Origin of the sequence: Sporosarcina sp. E16_3, assembly GCF_017347125.1 — a bacterium.
GTDB lineage: Bacteria > Bacillota > Bacilli > Bacillales_A > Planococcaceae > Sporosarcina.
In genome coordinates this window covers 69,515-91,876 of sequence record NZ_JADPRX010000007.1, presented here as the reverse complement: position 1 = coordinate 91,876, position 22,362 = coordinate 69,515, and the positions used below count along the sequence as shown (strand labels likewise).

22 protein-coding genes, 1 tRNA gene and 1 pseudogene are annotated in these 22,362 nt (G+C 38.7%); 18 read left to right on the top strand and 6 right to left on the bottom strand.

What is annotated here, in order from left to right; genetic code table 11:
- The first annotated feature begins 3 nt into the window (after nucleotides 1-3).
- The 8 genes from rph to I2483_RS06930 all read left to right on the top strand — a co-directional run bounded on the left by rph (nucleotide 4) and on the right by I2483_RS06930 (nucleotide 7,480).
- Nucleotides 4-762, top strand: coding sequence for a ribonuclease PH (gene rph, locus I2483_RS06965; RefSeq protein WP_207174776.1), 759 nt, complete (start codon nucleotides 4-6; stop codon nucleotides 760-762).
- Nucleotides 759-1,373 (top strand): XTP/dITP diphosphatase, encoded by a 615-nt coding sequence (locus I2483_RS06960; protein WP_207174774.1) that lies wholly within the window; start codon nucleotides 759-761, stop codon nucleotides 1,371-1,373. Before rph ends, I2483_RS06960 begins: the two co-directional genes overlap by 4 nt.
- Entirely contained in the window at nucleotides 1,370-1,864 is a 495-nt protein-coding gene (locus I2483_RS06955) for a metallophosphoesterase (protein WP_207174772.1), read from the top strand. The genes I2483_RS06960 and I2483_RS06955 overlap by 4 nt, the downstream gene beginning before the upstream one ends.
- A gap of 77 nt (nucleotides 1,865-1,941) precedes the next feature.
- Nucleotides 1,942-2,015, top strand: a tRNA-Arg gene (locus I2483_RS06950).
- A gap of 565 nt (nucleotides 2,016-2,580) precedes the next feature.
- Nucleotides 2,581-2,730, top strand: coding sequence for a hypothetical protein (locus I2483_RS06945; RefSeq protein WP_207174770.1), 150 nt, complete (start codon nucleotides 2,581-2,583; stop codon nucleotides 2,728-2,730).
- 516 nt (nucleotides 2,731-3,246) lie between these two features.
- The gene (locus tag I2483_RS06940; RefSeq protein WP_207174768.1) at nucleotides 3,247-4,398 is read left to right on the top strand and encodes a thiolase family protein; all 1,152 of its coding nucleotides are present in this window, start codon (nucleotides 3,247-3,249) and stop codon (nucleotides 4,396-4,398) included.
- A 448-nt stretch (nucleotides 4,399-4,846) separates the two neighbouring features.
- Nucleotides 4,847-6,022 (top strand): AAA family ATPase, encoded by a 1,176-nt coding sequence (locus tag I2483_RS06935; protein WP_207174766.1) that lies wholly within the window; start codon nucleotides 4,847-4,849, stop codon nucleotides 6,020-6,022.
- A 147-nt stretch (nucleotides 6,023-6,169) separates the two neighbouring features.
- Nucleotides 6,170-7,480 carry a vWA domain-containing protein gene (locus I2483_RS06930; RefSeq protein WP_255550315.1) on the top strand — a complete coding sequence of 437 codons (1,311 nt, stop codon included), beginning with the start codon at nucleotides 6,170-6,172 and terminating at the stop codon, nucleotides 7,478-7,480.
- A gap of 660 nt (nucleotides 7,481-8,140) precedes the next feature.
- Here I2483_RS06930 and I2483_RS06925 read toward each other — a convergent pair.
- The 3 genes from I2483_RS06925 to I2483_RS06915 form a co-directional block, all read right to left on the bottom strand.
- Nucleotides 8,141-8,911 carry a YibE/F family protein gene (locus tag I2483_RS06925; protein WP_207174764.1) on the bottom strand — a complete coding sequence of 257 codons (771 nt, stop codon included), beginning with the start codon at nucleotides 8,909-8,911 and terminating at the stop codon, nucleotides 8,141-8,143.
- On the bottom strand, nucleotides 8,908-10,047 hold the full coding sequence (locus I2483_RS06920; protein WP_481886320.1) for a YibE/F family protein: 1,140 nt from the start codon (nucleotides 10,045-10,047) through the stop codon (nucleotides 8,908-8,910). Before I2483_RS06920 ends, I2483_RS06925 begins: the two co-directional genes overlap by 4 nt.
- Before the next feature lie 205 nt (nucleotides 10,048-10,252).
- The gene (locus I2483_RS06915; RefSeq protein WP_207174762.1) at nucleotides 10,253-10,714 is read right to left on the bottom strand and encodes a hypothetical protein; all 462 of its coding nucleotides are present in this window, start codon (nucleotides 10,712-10,714) and stop codon (nucleotides 10,253-10,255) included.
- A gap of 104 nt (nucleotides 10,715-10,818) precedes the next feature.
- Here I2483_RS06915 and I2483_RS06910 point away from each other — a divergent pair, with 104 nt between their 5' ends.
- Complete coding sequence (locus I2483_RS06910) at nucleotides 10,819-11,232, top strand: pyridoxamine 5'-phosphate oxidase family protein (RefSeq protein WP_207174760.1); 414 nt, start codon at nucleotides 10,819-10,821, stop codon at nucleotides 11,230-11,232.
- Between the two features lie 50 nt (nucleotides 11,233-11,282).
- On the opposite strand, the gene I2483_RS06905 is transcribed toward I2483_RS06910, so the two are convergent.
- Nucleotides 11,283-12,188: a MerR family transcriptional regulator gene (locus tag I2483_RS06905; protein WP_207174758.1), complete on the bottom strand. Its 906-nt coding sequence runs from the start codon at nucleotides 12,186-12,188 to the stop codon at nucleotides 11,283-11,285.
- 121 nt (nucleotides 12,189-12,309) lie between these two features.
- Nucleotides 12,310-13,308 (bottom strand): EAL domain-containing protein, encoded by a 999-nt coding sequence (locus I2483_RS06900; protein WP_207174756.1) that lies wholly within the window; start codon nucleotides 13,306-13,308, stop codon nucleotides 12,310-12,312.
- Nucleotides 13,309-13,485: 177 nt separating this feature from the next.
- Between I2483_RS06900 and I2483_RS06895 the strand changes: the two genes are divergently transcribed.
- The 7 genes and pseudogenes from I2483_RS06895 (at nucleotide 13,486) to I2483_RS06870 (ending at nucleotide 18,119) form a co-directional block, all read left to right on the top strand.
- The gene (locus tag I2483_RS06895; RefSeq protein ID WP_207174754.1) at nucleotides 13,486-13,632 is read left to right on the top strand and encodes a hypothetical protein; all 147 of its coding nucleotides are present in this window, start codon (nucleotides 13,486-13,488) and stop codon (nucleotides 13,630-13,632) included.
- A gap of 30 nt (nucleotides 13,633-13,662) precedes the next feature.
- Nucleotides 13,663-14,730 carry an ABC transporter permease gene (locus I2483_RS06890; RefSeq protein ID WP_207174752.1) on the top strand — a complete coding sequence of 356 codons (1,068 nt, stop codon included), beginning with the start codon at nucleotides 13,663-13,665 and terminating at the stop codon, nucleotides 14,728-14,730.
- A 3-nt stretch (nucleotides 14,731-14,733) separates the two neighbouring features.
- Nucleotides 14,734-15,405 (top strand): ABC transporter ATP-binding protein, encoded by a 672-nt coding sequence (locus I2483_RS06885; protein ID WP_207174750.1) that lies wholly within the window; start codon nucleotides 14,734-14,736, stop codon nucleotides 15,403-15,405.
- Nucleotides 15,406-15,420: 15 nt separating this feature from the next.
- A pseudogene (locus I2483_RS19650) lies at nucleotides 15,421-15,580 on the top strand (hypothetical protein); the annotation flags it as partial.
- A 43-nt stretch (nucleotides 15,581-15,623) separates the two neighbouring features.
- Nucleotides 15,624-17,063 (top strand): cryptochrome/photolyase family protein, encoded by a 1,440-nt coding sequence (locus I2483_RS06880; RefSeq protein WP_207174748.1) that lies wholly within the window; start codon nucleotides 15,624-15,626, stop codon nucleotides 17,061-17,063.
- Between the two features lie 341 nt (nucleotides 17,064-17,404).
- The gene (locus I2483_RS06875; protein WP_207174746.1) at nucleotides 17,405-17,887 is read left to right on the top strand and encodes a DUF2975 domain-containing protein; all 483 of its coding nucleotides are present in this window, start codon (nucleotides 17,405-17,407) and stop codon (nucleotides 17,885-17,887) included.
- A 10-nt stretch (nucleotides 17,888-17,897) separates the two neighbouring features.
- Nucleotides 17,898-18,119, top strand: coding sequence for a helix-turn-helix domain-containing protein (locus I2483_RS06870; protein WP_207174744.1), 222 nt, complete (start codon nucleotides 17,898-17,900; stop codon nucleotides 18,117-18,119).
- Between the two features lie 348 nt (nucleotides 18,120-18,467).
- On the opposite strand, the gene I2483_RS06865 is transcribed toward I2483_RS06870, so the two are convergent.
- Nucleotides 18,468-18,974: a YehS family protein gene (locus I2483_RS06865; RefSeq protein ID WP_186668453.1), complete on the bottom strand. Its 507-nt coding sequence runs from the start codon at nucleotides 18,972-18,974 to the stop codon at nucleotides 18,468-18,470.
- A gap of 312 nt (nucleotides 18,975-19,286) precedes the next feature.
- Here I2483_RS06865 and I2483_RS06860 point away from each other — a divergent pair, with 312 nt between their 5' ends.
- Complete coding sequence (locus I2483_RS06860; RefSeq protein WP_186668455.1) at nucleotides 19,287-20,843, top strand: ABC-F family ATP-binding cassette domain-containing protein; 1,557 nt, start codon at nucleotides 19,287-19,289, stop codon at nucleotides 20,841-20,843.
- A gap of 343 nt (nucleotides 20,844-21,186) precedes the next feature.
- Nucleotides 21,187-22,293 (top strand): sugar ABC transporter substrate-binding protein, encoded by a 1,107-nt coding sequence (locus I2483_RS06855; RefSeq protein ID WP_207174742.1) that lies wholly within the window; start codon nucleotides 21,187-21,189, stop codon nucleotides 22,291-22,293.
- Nucleotides 22,294-22,362 lie beyond the last annotated feature (69 nt).

The following is a 22,362-nucleotide window of genomic DNA, read 5'->3' as shown; positions in this document are numbered from 1 at the left end:
GATATGAGACATGATGGAAGAATGGCCGACATGATTAGGCCGGTAACAATAGAAACGGATTATTTAATTCACCCAGAAGGTTCTGTTCTAATTACGGTCGGAAATACGAAGGTGATTTGTACAGCTTCTATAGAAGAGCGGGTTCCGCATTTTTTGCGTAATAGCGGAAAAGGCTGGATAACGGCAGAATATTCCATGTTGCCACGCGCAACTGGACAAAGAACGCAACGTGAAGCTTCAAAAGGTAAGGTCAGCGGACGTACGATGGAGATCCAGCGCTTGATAGGTCGTGCTTTGCGCGCTGTCATCGATTTGGAGGCACTTGGCGAACGGACTGTTTGGGTTGACTGTGACGTAATCCAAGCAGATGGCGGTACACGTACAGCGTCGATTACGGGTGCTTTCGTCGCAACAGCAATGGCGATTTCAAAACTGCACATTGAAAAAGGATTAGCAAAATTCCCGATAACTGATTTCCTTGCTGCAACGAGTGTTGGGAAGACAGTTGAAGGCGAACTCATTCTTGATCTTGACTACATTGAAGATTCCTCGGCTGCTGTTGATATGAATGTTGTTATGACGGGCGCCGGCGCTTTCGTCGAGCTCCAGGGGACAGGCGAAGAATCGACATTTACGCGTATTGAGATGAACGGTCTTGTGGAGCTTGCAGAAGTAGGGATTAACCAATTAGTCGAAGTGCAGAAAGAGGCGCTTGGACTTGTTGCACAGTTAATCAAACCGAAGGGGCAAGATGAATCATGAAGGAAGTATTGATTGCCACGAATAATGCGGGCAAAGCAAGAGATTTTGAAACGCTGTTCAAACCACTGGGTGTAAAAGTTCTTACATTGAATGATATCGAAGGGGATATCGATGTAGAAGAGACGGGCGATACATTTGAGGCGAATGCGATTCTGAAAGCAGAAACGGTTGCACGCTTGCTCGGAAAAATTGTTATCGCAGACGACAGTGGACTTGAAATTGACGCGCTTGGAGGCGCACCAGGCGTCTACTCCGCTCGTTATGCGGGTGCTGTGAAGAATGATAGTGCAAATATCGACAAAGTACTAAACGAGCTAGGAACGACTTCTGAGGGCAATCGTGGCGCTAGATTCCGCTGTGTCTTGGCGGTAGCTGGACCCGGTTTGAAAACAGAAACGTTTTCAGGCAGCTGTGAAGGATTGATTCGTAAGGAACGACAAGGGTCGAACGGTTTCGGATATGATCCAATCTTTTTCGTGACGGCATTAAACCGGACAATGGCAGAGTTGTCAGCTGAAGAGAAAAATGAGATTTCGCACAGGGGAGCGGCATTAGGCCAGTTGAAACTTAAGTTACCACACATTATGACGGGTGTAGGTGATTCAGAATGAAGATTGTTGTTATGAGCGATTCCCATGGAGATAAAGAAACGGTGAAAGCCGTTTCTTCACTTTCTGCCGACGCGACTTTTCATTGCGGTGATAGTGAATTGTCATTCGATGATCTAGTTTTACATACAATGCATAGAGTCCGTGGAAACTGTGATAGCGATGCTAGGTTCCCAGCGTCCCTTGTGGTTGAGGTAGAGGGAAAGACGGTATTAGCTGTACACGGTCATGAGCACGATGTAAAACAATCGTTGATGAGGCTTTATTATTATGCAAAAGAATGTGGGGCAGATATCGTTCTATTCGGCCATTCGCATTTGTATGGTGCTGAGATGAAAGATGGAATTCTGTTCTTGAATCCGGGGAGTACAATGCAGCCACGGGGCGGGAAAGAAGCGACTTATGCTGTCGTGGAGTGGGATGAAACGGTGCGCGTAACATTTAAGAATATGGCATCGGAAACAGTAGATTTCATGGAAATGAAAAAGATTTAAAAAAGCGTTGACTTTATTCCTTAAGCAATATATACTAAGTATTGTCCTTAGGGAATGAACGAAAGTTTGTAACGCACGTCTCAGTAGCTCAGCTGGATAGAGCAACGGCCTTCTAAGCCGTCGGTCGGGGGTTCGAATCCCTCCTGGGACATAATGTAAATACAGTTAAAGCCTTGATTTGATAAGGTTTGAGACAGATTTGGGATTTGGTCAGGGCTTCGGTCACTGATGCAGAATCCCTTTTTTGTACCCTAGTATTTTTACGTATTATAAGAAACGATATCATCTTCCAATTCAACTGATTTGATGATTTTTTATTATGACGAAAAATACAGGATTATTTGATGTGGAACACAGTCATACCAATGTCTAACGTAGCTTGTTAAGCACTCAATCAGTGATTAACGTACAACTATTCATATGTTGAAAATCAGACTTTCGTTTAGTTATTTATGACAAGTAACTATAAGGGGGTCTTTTTATTTGGGTCAAAATTAGCGATTTAATTGACGACTTTAAAATGAATTAGCAAATTCTAGATCGAATAGATAAATATTATGAATACCTTTGGCGATGAATTATTTTACTAAGTTTTTAATGTTATACTGATATTTGTAAGGTTAGCAGTACACTAATAAGGTTTACTTCAGTATAATAAGGTATATTATATTTATTGAATAGATTCTTTTTATAGACAAGAAAAGTAGGTGAACAAAATGGGGAAATATCAATTGGATACAAAAGGTCTGGCAGCTGTGACAAAGTATCATGAAAAAAACAAGCCTACCAAATTTGATAAAAAGCAGCAACTTGAAAAAATACGTGCGGAGTATTTGAAAAAGAGGCAAAAACAAACAGATAAATAAAAGTAAGATATATCTTCAAAGTTATCAAAAATGGACCAATGGCAAAAGGCTATTTTAGAATTAGAGAGGGTATAATACTTGTTTAAGTATTTAATGTATTATAATTTGAATATTTAAAGAGGATTAAAGTAAAATCCTTCTTTTACATGAGCAGGTAGAACATTGATATAGGGCAAGTGCAAGGTCGAAGAATAGCTTGTGAGCGCTCCTACGAAGGTAAATGTATATAAATTGCTCAGGTGAGTTCAAAAGAGCGTATAGAGCAAGTTCAGGCGGTTGAGAAGCAAGAGAATACGAGTAGCAATGAGGCGAGGTAACCAAGTGTTTATCTCGTTTTTTTATTTTGTATTGTTAAAACAGCTAATGCCATCTGAGAACATCCTGTGAGCGTTCCTATGCTTTGACTTTGAATTGCTTTCATTGTTTCTCCTTATGAGCGCAACAATGAAAATTATTCTACCTTTTGTTCTAAGTTAAGAAAGACAAAGTTATTTTAATTCAAGGGGGAATTTTATTATGAGGGAAGTAGTAATCGTTGAATGTGTTCGAACTGCAGTGGGGAGAAGAAAAGGGGCTTTGACCAATGTACGGCCAGATGATTTGGTAGCGATTGTATTAGATGAAGTCGTGAAGCGTGCTGGGATTGATAAAGGCGAGGTGGAAGATGTCATTTTAGGTTGCGTAACCCAAGTGGGGGAGCAATCCATGAATATTGCGAGAACTTCATTATTAATTGCTGGGTTTCCGATTCATGTACCGGGCGTGACAATCGATCGTCAATGCGGATCGAGTCAACAGGCTTTGCATTTTGCAGCACAAGCGATTGCATCTGGTGATATGGACATCGTCATTGCAGGTGGCGTTGAAAGCATGACGCGTGAGCCGATGTTTTCGAGTGGACTAGGTAAAGGTCCGAGTAAGAAATTAACCAATCAATATGAAATTGTAAACCAAGGGATTTCATCTGAAAGAATGGCGAAAAAATGGAGTTTAACACGAGAAGAGTTGGATCAGTACTCTGTGAACAGCCATTTGCGGGCATTCGACGCCATTGAAAAAGGGCATTTCGAAAATGAAATTGTGCCTGTGGAAGTTGAGCAAGAAGATGGCACAACGACCATGTTTGCTGTAGATGAAGGGCCGCGTGAAGGGACGACATTGGAGGTTCTGGGTAATTTGAAAACAATCTTCGATGAAAACGGCGTAATCACTGCAGGGAATGCAAGTCAAATTAGTGACGGAGCCTCAGCTGTCCTGTTGATGTCCCGTGAAAAAGCGGAACAATTAGGATTGAAACCACGCGCCCGTATCGTTGCACGCTCCGTTGTCGGTTCGGATCCGACGCTTATGCTGACAGGTCCAATCGAAGCGACCAGAAAAGTATTGGAAAAAGCAGGTCTATCTATAAAAGACATCGATACCTATGAAGTGAATGAGGCTTTTGCTCAAGTTCCTTTAGCTTGGTTAAAAGATGTTGGTGCTGAATATGAAAAGTTAAATGTTGACGGGGGAGCCATTGCTTTAGGACATCCACTCGGAGCGACAGGAACAAAATTACTTGTTACGTTGTTAAATCGGTTAGAACGGAAAAATGAACGATTTGGTTTGCTAGCAATCTGTGAGGGAATGGGGATGGCGAATGCCACTGTTATTGAAAGATTGGAGTAAGTTCACTTGCAAGTCACTCGAATTTCAGGTGTTTTGTTAAAAGGATAGGAAAGTATAAGTTTTAAGACTGCCACAATCACTTAGATTGTGGTATTTTTCACTACTGTTTCAGTGCCCCCCTTGATTTCTTCCACAAAACGATCTGTCATTGGATATAAGGAAAAAACAAATCCAATGACCGGACTTAATCCACATACCATTACTAAAACTCCCTGCACGAATTTCTCAAAAGTAGTATGACTTTACCTGTGAAAATAGTTGGTGCAAAGACATCTGTAATAAAAGTATGGTAATGGGAAGATTAAAATGGCTGAGTATTCATCAAACTGTAATGTAAAGAACGTATCTTTCAGAGGGAAATTGGACGAGTCCTTTTAAAGGGAAGCGGGGTACATGAGAAACCGGATTCCTATTACTAGTTACATTACAAAGTAAGGAGTTGAACAAAATGACAATTACCAATTTCAAGAAGTTAGAGGAAATCAGACAAGCGCTCAATTCAAAGTTTTTCGAACGGGAGAATGAGGTTGAAGGGATTCTTATAGCTCTGCTCTCTAGACAACACATGCTCATGATTGGACCTGCAGGAACTGCGAAATCAGCTTTGTCGGTTGAATTAGCTAAAATCGTACAAGGAGCAGAGTACTTCCAGTGGTTGTTGACAAGATTCAGTACACCTGAAGAAGTGTTTGGCCCGTTGTCGTTAAAAGACCTCGAACTAGGCGTATACAAGCGTAATACGGCAGCTAAAATGCCTGAAGCTAATCTTGTTTTCTTGGATGAGATATTTAAAGCCAACTCTGCGATCTTGAATAGTTTGCTGACGATTATAAACGAACGGCTTTACTATAATAACGGAACGCCAGTAAAGGTTCCTTTGATGTCAGTAATTGGAGCTTCGAACGAATATCCTGAAGACGGAGAAGGACTTGAAGCTCTTTTCGACAGATTCTTACTTCGGTTCGAACTAGATTATATTGCAGATGAAACGAATTTTGTTTCTATGATGAAGGGCACCGGTCAAAATCAGGTAATGCCTTCCATGACTATGGATGAATTGATTCAACTTCAGTTTTTTGCGGATATGGTTACAATTCCGGATGAAGTGTATGAAATACTTTCGGAAATTCGTAATGAATTGCGGGATGAAGGGATACGTCCTTCTGATAGGCGGTTTAAACAGTCGCTTTCGGTACTTCAAGCGAAGGCGTTGATAAACCAAAGGCAAGTTGTGAAGGTGGAAGATATTATCATCCTTGAAAATACCCTGTGGGAAACAGTGGACCAAAAATATGCCGTGTCTGCCATTATTCGCAATCATTCACTAGATATTGTTACTCAGGCCCTCTATTCCATACGAAATGAAGCAAATGAAGTGTTCTACTGTATACAGCAGGATCATTCGCCAGAGGCTGGAATGGAAGCGACTCAAAAAATGAAAGCCTTAGTGGCTGATTTGAATAAGCTGAAGAGTAACAATCAAAGTCGGAAGGTTGATATCGACGCATTACTTGAAAAAGTGATCTTGATGGAACATGAACTCCTGGATAGTATTTTAGAACCGTGGTATTTTGATGCTCAAAATGAAAAGAAGGGGTCCACTAGCACCTTTTTCAAAATGTGAAAGGGAGTGTTCTTTGTGAAAAGTCTTACGAGTCACTATGAGAATCGTTCAGTATTGAATACGGATGCATTCGATAAAAGACGTTTTAAAGAAATTTTCGACATGTCTTTGGGCCTTCAACGAATAAGAGACGAAGGCTCCTTACCGATGTTTGAACCATTACTGGCTGATATTTGGGCTTCCTTATTTAAGATGAAACCTGAAATTAGGGCAAAAGACGTAGACAGTATTCTAGAGGTTAATAAATCATTGATGGTAAAAATCATGGCGGATGAATACTTTGTAAACTACCGAAGGTTCACCCGATTGGATGATTTGTTGTCAGCTATTTGCACGGTGAAATTCGGAGAGAAGACGAACCAATGGCTGGCTGACCAAAAAGAGGAAGATGAAGATTTTAAAAAACAGATGCAGGAAATTAACGCAATGCATAGGCAACTTCAAAAGCAGGATTGGCAAGAAGAGGCAGGAAATGATAGTCAGGTGTCAAAAGAGGATTTTACAGAAGCGATGACTAAATTTGATAAGAAATTGAACCAGATGCTTCAAAGCGACAGTCAGAGCTTTTCGCAAGCATTGGCTCAAGCCATGCAAGAAACAAAACAAGTGAAAGCGGGTCTGAAGTCGTTGCTAGGGGGCTACGGTGCAGGTAGCGGTGATGCAGAATTGAAAAAAATCCCTTTACGCGACCAACTAGTATTAGCTGAAAAAATGTCTACTGATAAAACGATGAAAGAAATAGCGGAATGGGCGGGCCGATTCAAACAGATAGCCCGTAAAAAACAGAAATCCATACATAGGGACTCTATGGAAAGAAGGGGAGTTACGTTAGGTAACGAAATAGAGAGGTTACTCCCGTTGGAATTTGGCTTATACATGCATCCAATAACGAAGAACGATTTTCTTCGTCGCTTTGTGGAAGGCCAGACCATGCAATATGAACAGAAAGGTCGTGAGGTATTAGAGAAGGGGCCAATCGTACTTTGTCTAGATCAGTCAGGGAGTATGTCCCACCTGGATACCCAATCCAAAGGTTTTATATTAACCCTTATGTCCATTGCAAGAAAGCAACGAAGGGATTTTTGCTTGATATTATTCTCCACTCGTACACAAATCCATAAATATGAAAAAGGTAAAATTAAAGGGTCAGATATGGTTAGTTTGGCTCGAACCTTCTTAGGTGGAGGTACGAATTTTGCCCTTCCGCTTGATCAAGCGATGAATGTAATTAACGAAAGTCAGTTTAAACAAGCCGATTTAGTTTTCGTTACGGATGGTGAAGACACTTTAAACGATTCGTTTCTATTAACATTCAACAAAAAGAAGAAAGAAAAGGATTTCAATGTTCTTTCTCTAGTGCTAGGAAGCAGTACAAAAATAGTAGAACAATTTTCAGATAGGGTTATTCAAATTTATGATTTCGATGATGCAGGCAGTTTTACTGCCTTTGAAATATAAAGATGTAGGTTTGTCGATTATCCATTTCCACTTGTTCGTTTACGGCTCGCTTTAGACAAAATGATCACGTCAACTTTACCGCGGGTTAAGTGTGGCTGGAAATGACTCTGTCATTTCCAGCCACACTTTTTACAGTAATCTTGTTGACAATATTAGTCCTCTGCGTACCTACAACGTTTAAGTGAATAATGCAATTGCTTTGGACAATGAAAGAATAACTACCTTCCTATTTTCGGGCGCACCACCTCTTTTAATAATGCTTTTCCTGCTTATTTTGGAAAAGATCTTACAAGTAATAGAGTGTTTGCCATATAGAAAGTGACACTTCCTTAAATTCGAAAAGGAAATGCTATTTAGAAGGAATTAGTAGCCAAAATTGCATCTTTGGCTACTCCTCACTGGATAGGAAAATGGTTATTCATTCATCCATAAAAGCTTTAGCATTTCGTGTATCTGAACTTTTGAAGGGCGACGGACGATTGTCCACGATACGATTAACGAAAAAAAGTATAGGGATGCGACGGAGTCACATCCCTATACATCAAAACATCTCGTTAATGGTATAGAAGCCGATCAGTCCAAAGTAATCCAAAAGTAACCATACAAGGAGCGCTTAGTAGAAGGGAAGGAGTCATTGGACTTGTTGAAGTTGACTAAGGTCTATTTAATACTTTTTTCTCTTGACCTCACTAAATAATATGCATTAATCCAGGAAGCAATTGGTACAATCAGTGCGATACCAATACCTGCACTAAATATTGTAATCATTTCACTTCCGAATATCTTTGAATTTACGATTTCTCCAATGGAATAAGATAAGTCCTTAAACCACAAAAGCAACGCCATATACCCTCCAAAAAAGGCGAAAAACAACGTATTTGTATTGGACCCTAGAATATCCTTTCCAATACTTATCCCAGATTTGAATAAGTCTTTTCTACTAATTGTTGGATGTTGAATAAATATTTCAAGCATAGGGGAAGTTATCGAAATGGCTACATCCGTAATAGCTCCAATTGTACTCATAATAATGACTGAAGCTGCAATTTTAACAAAATCCACACCAATATATAGAGAAAATATGGTCAGTTCATCGATTTCCTCTTCACCAAACCCTTGAATCATCGTGATTTTCGTTACCAGATTGATGAAAATCAATAAAATAACAATTGTGATGGCGGTAGAAAGGAATGCAGTTTTTGTTTTACTGTTCACTTCATTGATAAAAAATAGGTTAATACAACTAATAATCGTGCACCCAATAATCGTCAGTATAATTGGGTTTGCATTCGGGTCTGCCATGAACAATATGATAAGAAGGATGACACCGAAGTTTAGAAATAAGGAAATGAAGGACCTTGCTCCTTTTTTTCCGCCAATGACAATCATCAATATAAACAAAATGGTTGCTAGCCACATCAATACATTCATAATTTATGCCTCTTTCGATTCACAAAATAAATAGACGTGTATAAACCGATCGGAATTGCTAATACAATCCCAATGCCACCTGCCAACGCTCGCGCCAATTCTAAAGAAAGGTTCATAGAAAGGGCAAATGACAGTGAAGTATGATTTTTTATATATAAAATTATGACTGGAATGGAACCACTAATATACGCAAAGAACAAAATGTTAGTCATGGTACCCATAATATCTTTTCCAATTTCTAAACCAGACTTGGTCAATGCTTTTGTCGATATATTATTGTCTTTCTCGTAAAGTCCAAAGATGGAGGAAGACATTGTAATGGCGACATCCATCACGGCACCTAAAGAACCGACGAAGAGACCAGCCATGAATACCATTTCATAAGGGCGTGTCAGAAAGCTCATCTCCTCATATCGTAACCCATTTCCTGCAGTGAACCATATGACCAGATAGGCAATTAGTAAGGATATAAATGTACCTATAAGTGTTGCGACAATCGCAGCATAAGCTTTTTCATTAAAACCATTTACGAGTAACAATGAGGTGACGGTAAATAAAATAATAGTTATCCCGCATATCCATAGTAAACTGATAGTTGAATTGTTTACATAAACATCTAGTGCGAAAGATAGTAAAAGGGCATTGACTGCTAAACTGACAATCGAAAAAAACCCTTGCTTTTTTCCAATTAGAAGTAAAACAAAGATAAACACCCACATGATCATTAAAATGTATTTATCACGTTTAACATTACTTATACTTCCGGTTAAATCACGGGAATCCTTTGTTTGATTATCAATTGAAACAAATAATTCATTTCCTACTCGAAAAGCATGGTCATAAGCACCGGACGTTGAATATTTGTTCGATATATGAATTTGTTGTCCCTTTTCTTGTCCGTTTTTTATCTCGGCGATGATTTGCTGTGTGAACAACTGATCTGGATTGTTATGCATATCAACAACTTTAACTGAATCTTCAAGGGTGATCTCGATAATTTTAGCAATTGGTCGATCGTAAAAAGAATAATTAAATTGAACAAACAGCATAGAAGTAACAAAACAAACCGCTACAATGCTGAACATAAAAAAGTTTTTATTTAGCATTTTATTTAATCTGTTTATAACAACATTCAAAGAAAAACCTCCGACTAAATAGGTAGTATAGAGACTGTGCAATATATTTAATTATAGCATTAGTGCTTGCTACATTAGAATAGGGACTCAATCTATTCCATATTGTAAGATCTACATTAAAGGGAAATAGCCAGGATACCTAATGGGGGATGTCGGATTTTTTATTTATTGAAACTACATAGACAGTTGTGGATGAATGGAATAGTTAATCGTCTATTTTGTCTCTTGTGAAATAACGAGCAAATAATATACCAAGTATGTAACCATACATTATGTGCCCCCCAATCCAGTATGAAAATGAGGGAATACTAGAAAATGCAGGTGTTCTGTCAGAAAATGTGGTTGTAGGGAATAGTGCGATGCCAATGATGAAACAGACGAATGTACTTAAAAAAATGATTTTCTTACGAGATGAAACTTTTCTATAAACAATCAACAGATACAAACAAATCGCTAAAGCAATTGAGACAATTAGATGAAAACCTACTTCAACTAGTTCTGGGAAAATAAATGTGTTGATGTAAGGAATATAATCGACGTTTAGTAATAGCGTGTAAACTTTAAAATGAGTAATGTACTCAACAATTTTTAATAATGCAGCTAAGAATAAACCTGAAACCAGTCCATATAAACCAGCTTTTTGTAAACCCCGCTTTGTTAATAGCATATTTTCACTCCTTTCACATATTTATTTCCATTTAAGTGAATGATGTTTAGTTCCCTTCTCAGAGAGGTAAACTACATCAAGGTTAAAAAAGGGAGTAGATATTGATGAATGAAAAAAAAGCAGCACTGAAAATCCTGAAAGAGAGCTTTGTTGGAACGATGGCGACAGTTCAACAGAACAAGCCACACACACGATATATGACGTTTTTTAGTGATGAATTTACGCTTTACACCGCGACATCAAAACAAACACAGAAAGTAGATGAACTTGAAGAAAATCCACATACTCATATTTTAATCGGGTATGAAGGTAAGGGTATGGGTGACGAATATCTTGAAATAGAAGGTACTGTCAGTATTTCTGACGATGAAAGTATAAAAGAGAAAGTATGGAATAAGCATATGAAATCATGGTTCAGTGGTCCCGAGGATCCAGATCTTGTTATACTGAAAGTTTCACCCGTTTCAATTCGTTTGATGAATAAAAAAGGTGAAGAACCAATAGAGATTACACTGTGAATAGAGGGTACTGGCGTTAGGTGCTGGTACCCTTTTTTACAATATTATTATTAGCGTAAGGTATCTTCAATTGAACTGGTAACATGGATTGCCTGAAGTGTTTTGCTTTTTGCATAGTCAAGTGCGCCTATGCCACCTAGGTAAAAATCAATTTGTTTATTAGCCGCAGCGAACTGATCTAACTTCTTTAATAAGTCCGGATCATTTTCAAAAGGGATTGTAGTAGTTGCTGATAGAAGTACTTTTGTTGGTTTCAATTTTTCTACCAGTGCTTCAATAGAACCGGGAGCAGGAGAGGCACCTACCAATATTGTTTTCCAGCCTTTCATCATAAATTGCAATAAGAGTATGTGCAAAGGGATTTCATGACGCTCATAAGGGAGGCAAGCTCCCACGACTAAAGGAGCATCCTCACGGCATTGGTAGTTACGACGAATTTGCACTAAAAAGTCTCGAACGACAAGGCTTGAGACAGCCTCTTGGTATTCGCTCCATTCTTTCCTGTTCCATTTGTTCCCGACCTCATTTAAAAATGGAACGATAACGGATGCCAAAAAGTCTGCTAATCCAAAAGAATGATAGGCCTGTTGCAATACTAGACTTAATTCTAATTCATCACAGTGGGATCCTTTTTCTAAAAGTTGAAAGACATAATCATTTAGAACTTCTTGATGTTGAATGGACTGGTAAGTATCTTGAACAGCATCTAACAACATATTTCTTTCTTTTGTAAGCTCAACGGCACGCTTAACGGCATGTCCTTGCCCGGAAAGAGTCTTCACGCTTAACAGGGAGTTGATATCTACTTGACTATATATACGATAACCGTTTTCTAATCGTTTGGGTTGTACAAGCTTATAACGTTCTTCCCATTTGCGGATGACTTGTTTTGATAAGCCTGTCATGTCTGAAACTTGTTGAATAAAATACATTCCAATTAAGTCTGATGGAGTCATGATGTTTATTACATCCTTTCGACAAACTATGAGTCCTTGTGTAAGTATAAGGATTATCGAGATTTTGTACAACGTTGAGTTATTAACATTGTACAACGGGGATTTTCGATTGCTCATTAATCTACTTCTTAGCTAGGACTGCAGGTATTGGACCTGGCTTTCCAAACAAATAGCCTTGGAATAATTCGTATCCAACCTCGTTCAACCATTCGAAGTCTGCCCACTTTTCAATACCTTCAGCAAGAGGGATCGCACCAACTTGTAAGGCGGCGTTTAAAAACTTTTTGGCAGCTGCCTGTTTAGTAGGGTCATCAGAAACCCCCTGTACAAATTTCATATCTAGCTTCATATAAGTAGGCATTAATTGTTCGAGTACTTCAATTGTACTAAAGCCCTCTCCTACATCATCCAGCGCATAATGTAAGCCTCTATCTCTGTAATATGTCAATATTTTTTTCAAATGCTCTATATCATCTACGCTTTCTGTCTCAACTACTTCAAATACTAATTGAGAAAAGGGGATACCCAACTGAGTTGCAAGTTGCACTGTTGTTCTTAGACAATGTTCTGGCGAGTAGATTGAAGTTGGGATGAAGTTTATGAATACTTTCTTCCGAATAGCGGCGGCGTTCCTAACTGCAGTCATTCTGCAAACACGATCTAGCGCATAGGTACGGTTTCTTTTTTTCGCAGCTTTAAATACTTCATAAGGAGCCACGGAATTTCCGTCATCATTCCGGAATCGCGCCAACATTTCATAAGCAAAGACTTCTTGTCTCCCTGTAACAATTGGCTGTATGTGGAATGTGATGTTGTTTTTGAGTATGACCTGGTCAATCCACTTTATTTCTAGTAATTCAATTACTTCATTGATTGGTTTCCATTCACTACCATCCACTTTGAAGTATATAGACTGTATTTCCATTAAGTCGCTGAAATAATCATATAGGCCTGCAACTGCAGTTTCTCTTACAACAATGATATTTTCATGTGTATTGACCAATAAGTCGTTTGATTTAAGATAGGACTGAAGTTGAGGAAGATGTGCTAAATTATTTTCTCCAGAAATAAGGATTTTGTAAAAAAGCTCTGTTGGGTTACATGAAGTACATTTATGCATAGACTTTCCTCCTAATTTATATATAACTATCTAAACCTAGTATATATCAAAATTCATAACTTGTATAACCTTTGACTAAAATGGCTATACAGGGGTTTGACAATGGTTTATTACTCTGGTAATAATAGAGTTAAGAAATAGAATATATTCGAAAAGTAATGAACGGGGGAATTAGTTTTGAATCGATTAATGAAATGGGTAAAAAATAATGTTGAAGAATCGCAGAATTCTGAACTAGTCCAGGTAATTAAAGCAATTGGAAATGATACAATTAAAGTAGCAACTACAGCAGATAGTCTGCATCAAACGGCATTGCAATCATAAGTCCGAAAAACTAGATAAGGATGTGAAAAAATGTTTTTAGCTTTAAATGAAATCAAGAAAAATAAATTACGTTTTACGTTAATCATTGGTGTGTTAATGCTCGTATCTTATTTAGTGTTTTTTCTGTCTGGTCTTGCAACAGGCTTGGAAAATCTGAACCGAGAATCAGTTGATAAATGGAAAGCAACAGCTATCGTTTTGACAGAGGAATCGGATAAAAGCATGTATCAATCATCTCTAACAATTGAAGAGGTAAATGAAATAGATGCCGTAGAAATTGCCGTAATCGGTCAAATAAATGCTGTCGCCGGCAATGGTGATCAAAAGACGAACGTATCCATTTTCGGGATCAACAAAGATGAATTCATTATGCCGAAAGTGACGGAAGGCGGGGTTTTTGTTGGTGACAATGAAGTCATCGCCAGTGATGCATTAAAAGAAGATGGATTTAAAGTAGGCGATGAATTGCACTTATCTTCATCTGCCCAAGTTTTAAAAATTGTAGGTTTTACAGACAAAGCAAGGTTTAATGCAGCCCCAGTTTTGTATGGGGATTTAGCAACTTTCCATCGTGTGAAATTCGGTGAAGCGGCCGAAGCAAATAAAGAAAGCATAAATGGAATAGTCGTTCGTGCTGATGAACTAACAGCTATCACTAAGAATGATTCACTGGAATCAATTGAAATTGAAACATTCATACGGAATCTACCAGGGTACACGGAACAGAATTTGACATTAAACTTCATGATTTATTTCTTGTTTGGTATTTCAGCGGTCATTGTAGCAATCTTCCTTTACGTTTTGACCGTCCAGAAAATCAGCATGTTCGGCGTCATGAAAGCACAAGGTATTTCGAATAGTTATCTGTCACGATCAGTCATTGCACAAACATTCATATTAGCCGCAATTGGTGTAGCTGTAGGTTTTGTGTTGACCTTAATCACCGGTGCATTTTTACCAAGTGCGGTTCCTGTAGCATTCGATCTCGTTACGATGCTCATCTACGGAATTGTTCTGATTGCAGTTGCGATAATGGGTGCGGTGTTCTCAGTTCTTACAATTGTTAGAATCGATCCATTGAAAGCGATAGGAGGGTAAAGGATGGCAGTTTTAGAATTAAAACAAGTGAAAAAGACATTTGGTAGTGGCCATAAACAAGTAGAAGCAATGAAGGTAACAAACTTCTCAGCAGACAGGGGAGAGCTAATTGCTATTATCGGTCCGTCTGGTTCGGGTAAAAGTACATTCCTTACGATTGTTGGGGGACTTCTTACACCGACTTCGGGTGAAGTAATCATTAATGATAAAAATTTAGGGGCTTTAAATGAGAAAGAACGTTCAAAAATTCGGCTGAAGGAAATTGGCTTCATATTACAAGCGTCGAACTTAATTCCATTTTTAACGGTTGCCAATCAGTTAAAATTATTGGACCAAGTAAAGAAAGAGAATATGACAAAAAAACAGCTTGAAGAACTTTATGAAGACTTGGGTATTGGTGACTTACGGACTAAATATCCGTCAGATTTATCTGGAGGTGAACGCCAGCGGGTGGCAATTGCCAAAGCTTTATACAGCAATCCTTCCATTATTTTAGCTGATGAACCAACAGCGTCCCTAGACTCAGATCGTGCCTATGAAGTAATGGAACTATTGAAAAATGAAACGAAGAACAAAAACACTACGACTATTGTCGTCACACATGATATACGTCTGGTGGACTATTGCGACAAGGTTTACAAAATGACGGACGGTGTACTTGTTCAAGAAGAATAAAGATGACTGAATGGAGTAGTAAGCCCAATCATCATTACTTTGCTTCTGTTATTTGTATCAGAAGTAGCTAACTGTACCTTTGCTCGAAAATAAGTATAAGAATCATCCCGAATTCGCCGACTATGCAATGAAAACAAGTAAATTTGTTCCAATGCCTCCAAAGAATATTAACTAAATGGGACATACTACTGGGAACTGATATGAAGGATGAGATGTAGTTGAAAAAAATAGTCGTTTGGTTCAGAAAAGATTTACGTTTGCATGACAACCCAGCGTTGTGGGAAGCTGCCCAGCAAGGAATTATTATTCCTGTTTTTATCTGGCCAGAAAAAGAAGAGCGCGAAAACGCAACGAGTGATGCGGGGAAATGGTGGCTTCATCATTCAGTGATTGCCTTGGAAAAAAAGCTTGAATCGATTGGCTTGTCACTTATTATAAGACGGGGCAACAGTTTGGAAGAGCTTTCTTCAATTTGTAAACAAACGAAAGCGGATGCAGTCTTTTTTTGCGAGAGATATGAGCCTTCCATAATTAGAAGGGATAGTACGATTATTAAAAGCCTACTTTCTAATGGGACGGAAGTTCGTTCATTTTCCTCAAATCTGCTTTTCACACCTAGTGACTTATTGAATCAAAAAAATGAACCTTATAAAGTATTTACGGCGTTCTGGAAAAGAACGATGCGTGAATCGGTCAATCGTCCACTTCCAATACCAGTTGATATTGTACCTTACGACCAAGTTCTTCCGACTTTACGAGTAGAAGAACTTGGTTTGTTGTCAGCGAATCGCTGGGATGAAAAGTTCCATACGCACTGGGAGCCGGGTGAAAAGGGGGCCATTACTATATGGGAACAATTTACTGGCGAAGGTCTCAGCCGATACGCTAAGGATCGTGATATCCCCTCTGCAAATACGGTTTCATTTTTGTCGCCTCATTTAGCTTGGGGAGATATTAGTGTTAGGGCAATTTGGCATTCAGCTAAGGGAATGATTGAAATGGAATCGGAAGAATATATGCATTCATCCATCGATGCCTTTTTGAGGCAACTAATATGGCGTGAGTTCGCTTATTACCAGCTTAATCATTTCCCTACAATGTTACATGCACCTATACGTGAAAAATTTTCAGTATTTCCGTGGCAAGGGTCCAATGAAGAATTTGCAAAGTGGCAAAAAGGTTTGACGGGTTATCCGCTTGTCGATGCAGGAATGCGAGAATTATGGGAGACGGGTGTAATCCATAATCGGGTTCGCATGGTCGTGGCTTCATTTTTAGTAAAACACTTGCTCATTTCTTGGGTCGAAGGATCCAAGTGGTTCAGTGAAACGCTTGTTGATTTTGATGCGGCTAGCAATGCAATGGGCTGGCAATGGGTGGCTGGCTCAGGAATTGATGCAGCGCCGTACTTCCGAATATTTAATCCGATTCTACAAAGTCAAAAGTTTGATCCGGATGGCCTATACATCCGGAAATGGGTTCCAGAACTTGCAGAATTCCCTTCCAAGTATATTCATGAGCCCTGGAAAGCACCCACAAATTTACTACATGAATCCGGCATCGTACTTGGAAAGACGTATCCGTTCCCTATCATTGATCATTCTTTTGCCAGAATCCGTGCGTTAGAAGCATATGCACAAGTCAAAAATAAATCATAAAAATGGACCGTTTTCTTGTAGCTTAGGAACTATAAAATCACGTACTGTGGATAAGCTGCAACATAGAGATTTTACGTCCAGATTCTAGCTGCATGCCCCACACGACAGGATGTTGCGCTACAAGTATTGCCAACGGAGGAGTTAGTTGTATAATTAATAAATTGAATAGTTTAAGTTTGTATAGCATTTCTTTGTAATGAGGAATGCTATTTATCTTTGTCTAAAAGGAATAGGGTAATTATATAACAACGATAATATAACGTAATTTGATAATATTTTATTGTTAAACGATAAGTGGTGTGTTAAAGTAAAATTAATAATTAATAAGTGAGGTGCTTTTTATGAAACGAGGAACAACACTCTTTTTAAAGATAGCTATTATTCTTATTGGAATCCCAGTTCTTGCTTTGTGCATATTTTTGGTGCCTGTGATAGCCAGTTTTGCAGCAGAATTGTATCCAGATATTGTTTATATGAAATATCTTGTATTAATTGTTTTGTATTCATCCGCGATACCTTTTTACTTTGCTTTGTATCAAGCTTTTATACTTTTAAGCTATATTGACAAGAATGAAGCTTTCTCTCATTTATCTGTAAAGGCTTTAAAGACTATCAAAAACTGTGCAATCACAATCAGTATTTTGTATGTGGTAGGCATGCCACTCTTTTATCTCGTGGCGGAGAAAGATGACGCCCCAGGTATCATAGTAATCGGATTGATCATTATTTTTGCATCTATGGTAATTGCGGTCTTCGCTGCTGTTCTTCAAAGGCTTTTACAAGTAGCCATCGATATAAAATCAGAAAATGACTTAATAGTCTGAGGTGAGAACAATGGCGATTATAATCAATATTGATGTGATGTTGGCTAAAAGGAAAATGAGTGTTACAGAACTTTCTGAGCGGGTTGGAATAACGATGGCTAACATTTCCATATTGAAAAATGGAAAGGCAAAGGCGATTCGACTATCTACTTTAGAAGCTATTTGTAAGGCTTTGGACTGTCAACCTGGGGATATTTTAGAATACCGAAGTGATTTAGACAACCAAGATTAATATATATATTCGGCACTACTTATTCTGGGGAAACTAGGCGGTGAGTCTCGCCCGTATAACGAACAAATCAAGCGACAATGCGGTATTGGAAGAACACCGCTTTGTCGCTTGATTTTCGAGTATGAAGAAATAACACCATGAATATCTTAGTGGTGTTATTTTCATTATCAATTCTATTCTATTCGTAAATGAAAGACCAAAAAAAGTGTAGCCAGTGCTGTTAGATTAGGATTTATAAGTTCATTAATAGTTCGCCCAGTTGAATTGCAGTCCGACTTAAACAAAATCAGGTTATGATCTGCACCCCAATGAATAAATCGAGGTGCAGTTTTCTATGCCAACAATTCCTTATACCCTATATCTTATAGCTAATCCTTTTAAGAAATTCCTAGCATATCTATCCAGGCACTCTTTATAATTCTTGTGTCCTTCTTTTCTTAATACAGCACCTAATTCACCTTTTGTTATAGTGATTCCAGCTTCCTCTAATATTTCAAGCATATCGTCACTTGTCAATTCCAGTGCTATTTTCACTTTTTTTAGAAGGATATTATTAACACTTTCATAATTCTTTATAGCCAGTGCCGGTTTTTCTGCTTGTCCTGGTTTTGAATCTTGTTGCCCTCTTTTAAAAATTATAAAGCCATTTAAAAATGAATCTAACATACTATTACTGCATTTTAAAGCCCCTTCATTTTCAGCTTCATTATGGTAATTGTCATCTGATTTTATGAGCAACATTGACACTTCTTCTTGCGTTACTTCAACGCCGCCAAGTTTAAATATCTCTACCATAATCGTGTCTTTTATATCTAGAGCATATCTTAATCTAATTAATATATCATTATTATTCATCTAAAAAAACCTCCTGTAAAATTCCCGCATTTACACAACAGCTTTATCTTTTTTAACAAAGAAAAAGGCAATTGAATTTAACTTAATAATAGCACATAAAAGCAGTTTAACCTTTTTTTTGTTATATCAGACTTTGAAAAAAAACGAATACCTGTCTTCATTAAAGATGTAGAATAAGGCGAGTGTAAAATCGTGCCTTTCCTCATTAATGAAATCCCTATATAATATAGTAGAAACTTCAATGCTGGTACCGGTTGCGGACAGCGTTAAATTAGTGAAAATTATTCTTAGTGAAGGAACAGGTGTATACATATGAGTTTATTGACTGTAGCAAATTTAAGCCATGGCTTCGGGGATCGCGCGATTTTCGAAGACGTCTCTTTTCGTTTATTGCAAGGAGAGCATATCGGGTTAATCGGTGCCAATGGCGAAGGAAAGTCAACGTTCATGAACATTATTACCCGCAAGCTAGAACCAGACGCGGGTACAGTAAGTTGGGCGAAGCGGGTGCGGGTGGGGTATTTGGATCAGCATGTTGCGTTGAAACAAGGGATGAGCATTCGCGATGTGCTGCGGACCGCTTTTCAATATCTTTATGACCAGGAGACGGAAATGAACGCGCTCTTTGCCAAGATGGCTGAGGTCGATGCAGATGAACTGGAGGCCCTTCTTGAAGAGACGGGTCAGATGCAGGAAGAACTGACGAACAATGATTTTTATATCGTTGATTCCAAAGTTGATGAAGTAGCGAATGGACTAGGATTGAATGAATTTGGTCTGGATCGCGACGTTCATGATTTGAGCGGGGGTCAGCGAACAAAGGTGTTGCTTGGTAAGTTATTATTGGAAAAACCAGACATTCTCCTTCTTGATGAGCCGACGAACTATTTGGATGTTGAGCATATTGACTGGCTACGCAATTATTTACAGAATTATGCGAATGCGTTTATTTTGATTTCCCATGATATACCGTTTTTGAATAGCGTAATTCAGCTTATCTACCACATGGAAAATCAGCAGATCAGTCGATATTCTGGGGATTATGATGAATTTTTGCGCGTTCATGAGATGAAGAAGCAACAAGTGGAAGCCGCCTATAAGAAGCAACAGAAGGAAATTTCAAACCTTAAGGACTTCGTAGCACGTAACAAAGCGAACGCCGCGACTAGTAAAATGGCCATGTCCAGGCAGAAGAAGCTAGATAAGATGGATGTTATCGAATTAGATGCCGAAAAACCGAAGCCGCAATTCTCCTTTAAACAGGCACGGACTCCGGGGAAATATCTGTTCGAAACAAAGGAACTCGTGATTGGCTATGAGGAACCGTTGTCGAAGGCCTTGGATCTGACGATGGAACGCGGGCAGAAAATTGCTTTGTCGGGTGCAAATGGTATTGGGAAAACGACTCTTTTAAAAAGTATTCTCGGAGAAATCCCTGCACTCGCCGGTTCTGTTAACCGTGGTGACCATCTGGAAATCGGGTACTTCGAACAGGAAGCGAAGTCGGAAAACAACAATACTTGCCTCGAAGAAGTATGGGAAGCTTTTCCGCATTTTACGCAATACGAAGTACGTGCTGCCCTTGCACGATGTGGATTAACAACCAAACATATTGAAAGTAAGGTAAAAGTGTTAAGTGGTGGAGAAAAGGCAAAAGTACGGCTTTGTAAATTAATCAACAGCGAAACGAATTTGCTCGTCCTTGATGAACCGACAAATCACCTTGATAGAGACGCGAAAGAAGAATTGAAACGTGCCTTAAAAGAATATAAAGGCAGCGTACTGTTGATTTCGCATGAACCTGATTTTTATGAGGGCCTTGTAACCGATGTTTGGAACGGTGAAAATTGGACGACTAAGATGTTTTGATTGGCTTGAACGTAGGCACCTGAAATTAATTCGAAACAGAAAATGAAATGAACAAAAACCACTTACAATTTGCGAATTGTAAGTGGTTTTTGTTTGGTTATTTTTGATAACCTCTTCATTTGCACCGATAAAATAGTACAAATCGCAAACTTACATCAATCTACGTAAACGGATCGATTCCATTCCATACCTTTCTCTTGCCGAAAATCACCTCTTTTCCCGAAAAGCTAAAAAAGTATAGTAAATGTTAAAATAGTGCTATTGATAGCGCTTTCATATTGAATTTTCAGAGTTTATGATTAAGTAGTAACTACTTGTTATTCAAAAAGAGAGGGGTAAAAAAATGCTTAAGAAATTCAAGGGGTTAACATTTTTGGCAATCTTGATGGTGTTCGCACTCGTAGCCGCTGGATGTAACAATGATGGAGGTAGTTCGGTTGATGTAGGAATTGTGTTACCGACGAAGGATGAACCTCGATGGGTACAGGATGAGCAGCGTTTCAAGGATGCATTAGCAGATTCAGATTATTCGACGGAAATTTTATTTAGTCAAGGGTCTTCAGCGAAAGAGAAAGAAAACGTAGAGGCATTATTAAATAAAGGCATCAAGGTATTAATTATCACTCCTCATGACGGTGCAGCTGCTGCATCTGCGGTAGAAGCGGCGAAAAAAGAGGGGGTAACTGTTATTGCATATGACCGTTTAATTACAGATACGGATGCAGTGGATTATTATGTAACATTCGATAGTTTAGCAGTAGGTGCTGCACAAGCACAGTATTTAGTAGACAATGCACAGGGGTCTGACGTTCCACTTTACCTTTACGCAGGAGCGGCTTCAGATAACAACGCATTCTTATTCTTCGAAGGAGCTTGGAAAGTGCTTCAACCTAAAATTGCAGATGGTACCTTTAAAGTTGCCAACTCAAGTGAAGCAGAGGCATTAAAAGGTTCATCGGATCTTTCGCGTGACCAATTAGGGAAAATTATTGGTCAAATTACAACGAACTGGGATGCAAACGAAGCGAAAAACAAAGCGCAAACACACTTAACAGCTGCGGGCGACGACCTAAAAGGTGATGTTGCAGTTCTAGCTCCGAATGATGGAACAGCTCGGTCAATCGCAGACGTATTTGCCTCTGACAGTGCAATTTCAAACTACTTTGTGACAGGGCAAGATGCAGAGAAAGCATCTATCCAATACATCATCGACGAAAAACAATCGATGACTGTGTTCAAAGACGTTCGTGCATTGGTAAAAGATGCGATGGGAATGGCAGTTGAAATCTTAGATGGCAATACACCAGAAACAACAGGTTCTTATGATAATGGTTCAATTGAAGTTAAAGCGAAACAAACGAACGTCATCGTGGTGAATAAAGACAACGTGAAGTCCGAGCTAATTGATTCTGAATACTACGAGGCAAGTGAATTCACAGGCTTAAAGTAAACGTTTCACATTGGGAAAGGAAAAGTAGTGATAGTGTAATCTATCACTATTTCTCCATTTCTATTTTGT

What these genes read in the sequence shown, in the direction of transcription:
- I2483_RS06875 (WP_207174746.1), top strand. Translation starts at nt 17,405, where the DNA reads ATGAAACGAGGAACAACACTCTTTTTAAAGATAGCTATTATTCTTATT.
- I2483_RS06860 (WP_186668455.1), top strand. Translation starts at nt 19,287, where the DNA reads ATGAGTTTATTGACTGTAGCAAATTTAAGCCATGGCTTCGGGGATCGC.
- I2483_RS06885 (WP_207174750.1), top strand. Translation starts at nt 14,734, where the DNA reads ATGGCAGTTTTAGAATTAAAACAAGTGAAAAAGACATTTGGTAGTGGC.
- I2483_RS06870 (WP_207174744.1), top strand. Translation starts at nt 17,898, where the DNA reads ATGGCGATTATAATCAATATTGATGTGATGTTGGCTAAAAGGAAAATG.
- I2483_RS06935 (WP_207174766.1), top strand. Translation starts at nt 4,847, where the DNA reads ATGACAATTACCAATTTCAAGAAGTTAGAGGAAATCAGACAAGCGCTC.
- I2483_RS06865 (WP_186668453.1), bottom strand. Translation starts at nt 18,974, where the DNA reads ATGAATAATAATGATATATTAATTAGATTAAGATATGCTCTAGATATA.
- I2483_RS06905 (WP_207174758.1), bottom strand. Translation starts at nt 12,188, where the DNA reads ATGACTCCATCAGACTTAATTGGAATGTATTTTATTCAACAAGTTTCA.
- I2483_RS06945 (WP_207174770.1), top strand. Translation starts at nt 2,581, where the DNA reads ATGGGGAAATATCAATTGGATACAAAAGGTCTGGCAGCTGTGACAAAG.
- I2483_RS06900 (WP_207174756.1), bottom strand. Translation starts at nt 13,308, where the DNA reads ATGCATAAATGTACTTCATGTAACCCAACAGAGCTTTTTTACAAAATC.
- rph (WP_207174776.1), top strand. Translation starts at nt 4, where the DNA reads ATGAGACATGATGGAAGAATGGCCGACATGATTAGGCCGGTAACAATA.
- I2483_RS06855 (WP_207174742.1), top strand. Translation starts at nt 21,187, where the DNA reads ATGCTTAAGAAATTCAAGGGGTTAACATTTTTGGCAATCTTGATGGTG.
- I2483_RS06915 (WP_207174762.1), bottom strand. Translation starts at nt 10,714, where the DNA reads ATGCTATTAACAAAGCGGGGTTTACAAAAAGCTGGTTTATATGGACTG.
- I2483_RS06940 (WP_207174768.1), top strand. Translation starts at nt 3,247, where the DNA reads ATGAGGGAAGTAGTAATCGTTGAATGTGTTCGAACTGCAGTGGGGAGA.
- I2483_RS06925 (WP_207174764.1), bottom strand. Translation starts at nt 8,911, where the DNA reads ATGAATGTATTGATGTGGCTAGCAACCATTTTGTTTATATTGATGATT.
- I2483_RS06890 (WP_207174752.1), top strand. Translation starts at nt 13,663, where the DNA reads ATGTTTTTAGCTTTAAATGAAATCAAGAAAAATAAATTACGTTTTACG.
- I2483_RS06930 (WP_255550315.1), top strand. Translation starts at nt 6,170, where the DNA reads ATGTTTGAACCATTACTGGCTGATATTTGGGCTTCCTTATTTAAGATG.
- I2483_RS06955 (WP_207174772.1), top strand. Translation starts at nt 1,370, where the DNA reads ATGAAGATTGTTGTTATGAGCGATTCCCATGGAGATAAAGAAACGGTG.
- I2483_RS06960 (WP_207174774.1), top strand. Translation starts at nt 759, where the DNA reads ATGAAGGAAGTATTGATTGCCACGAATAATGCGGGCAAAGCAAGAGAT.
- I2483_RS06910 (WP_207174760.1), top strand. Translation starts at nt 10,819, where the DNA reads ATGAATGAAAAAAAAGCAGCACTGAAAATCCTGAAAGAGAGCTTTGTT.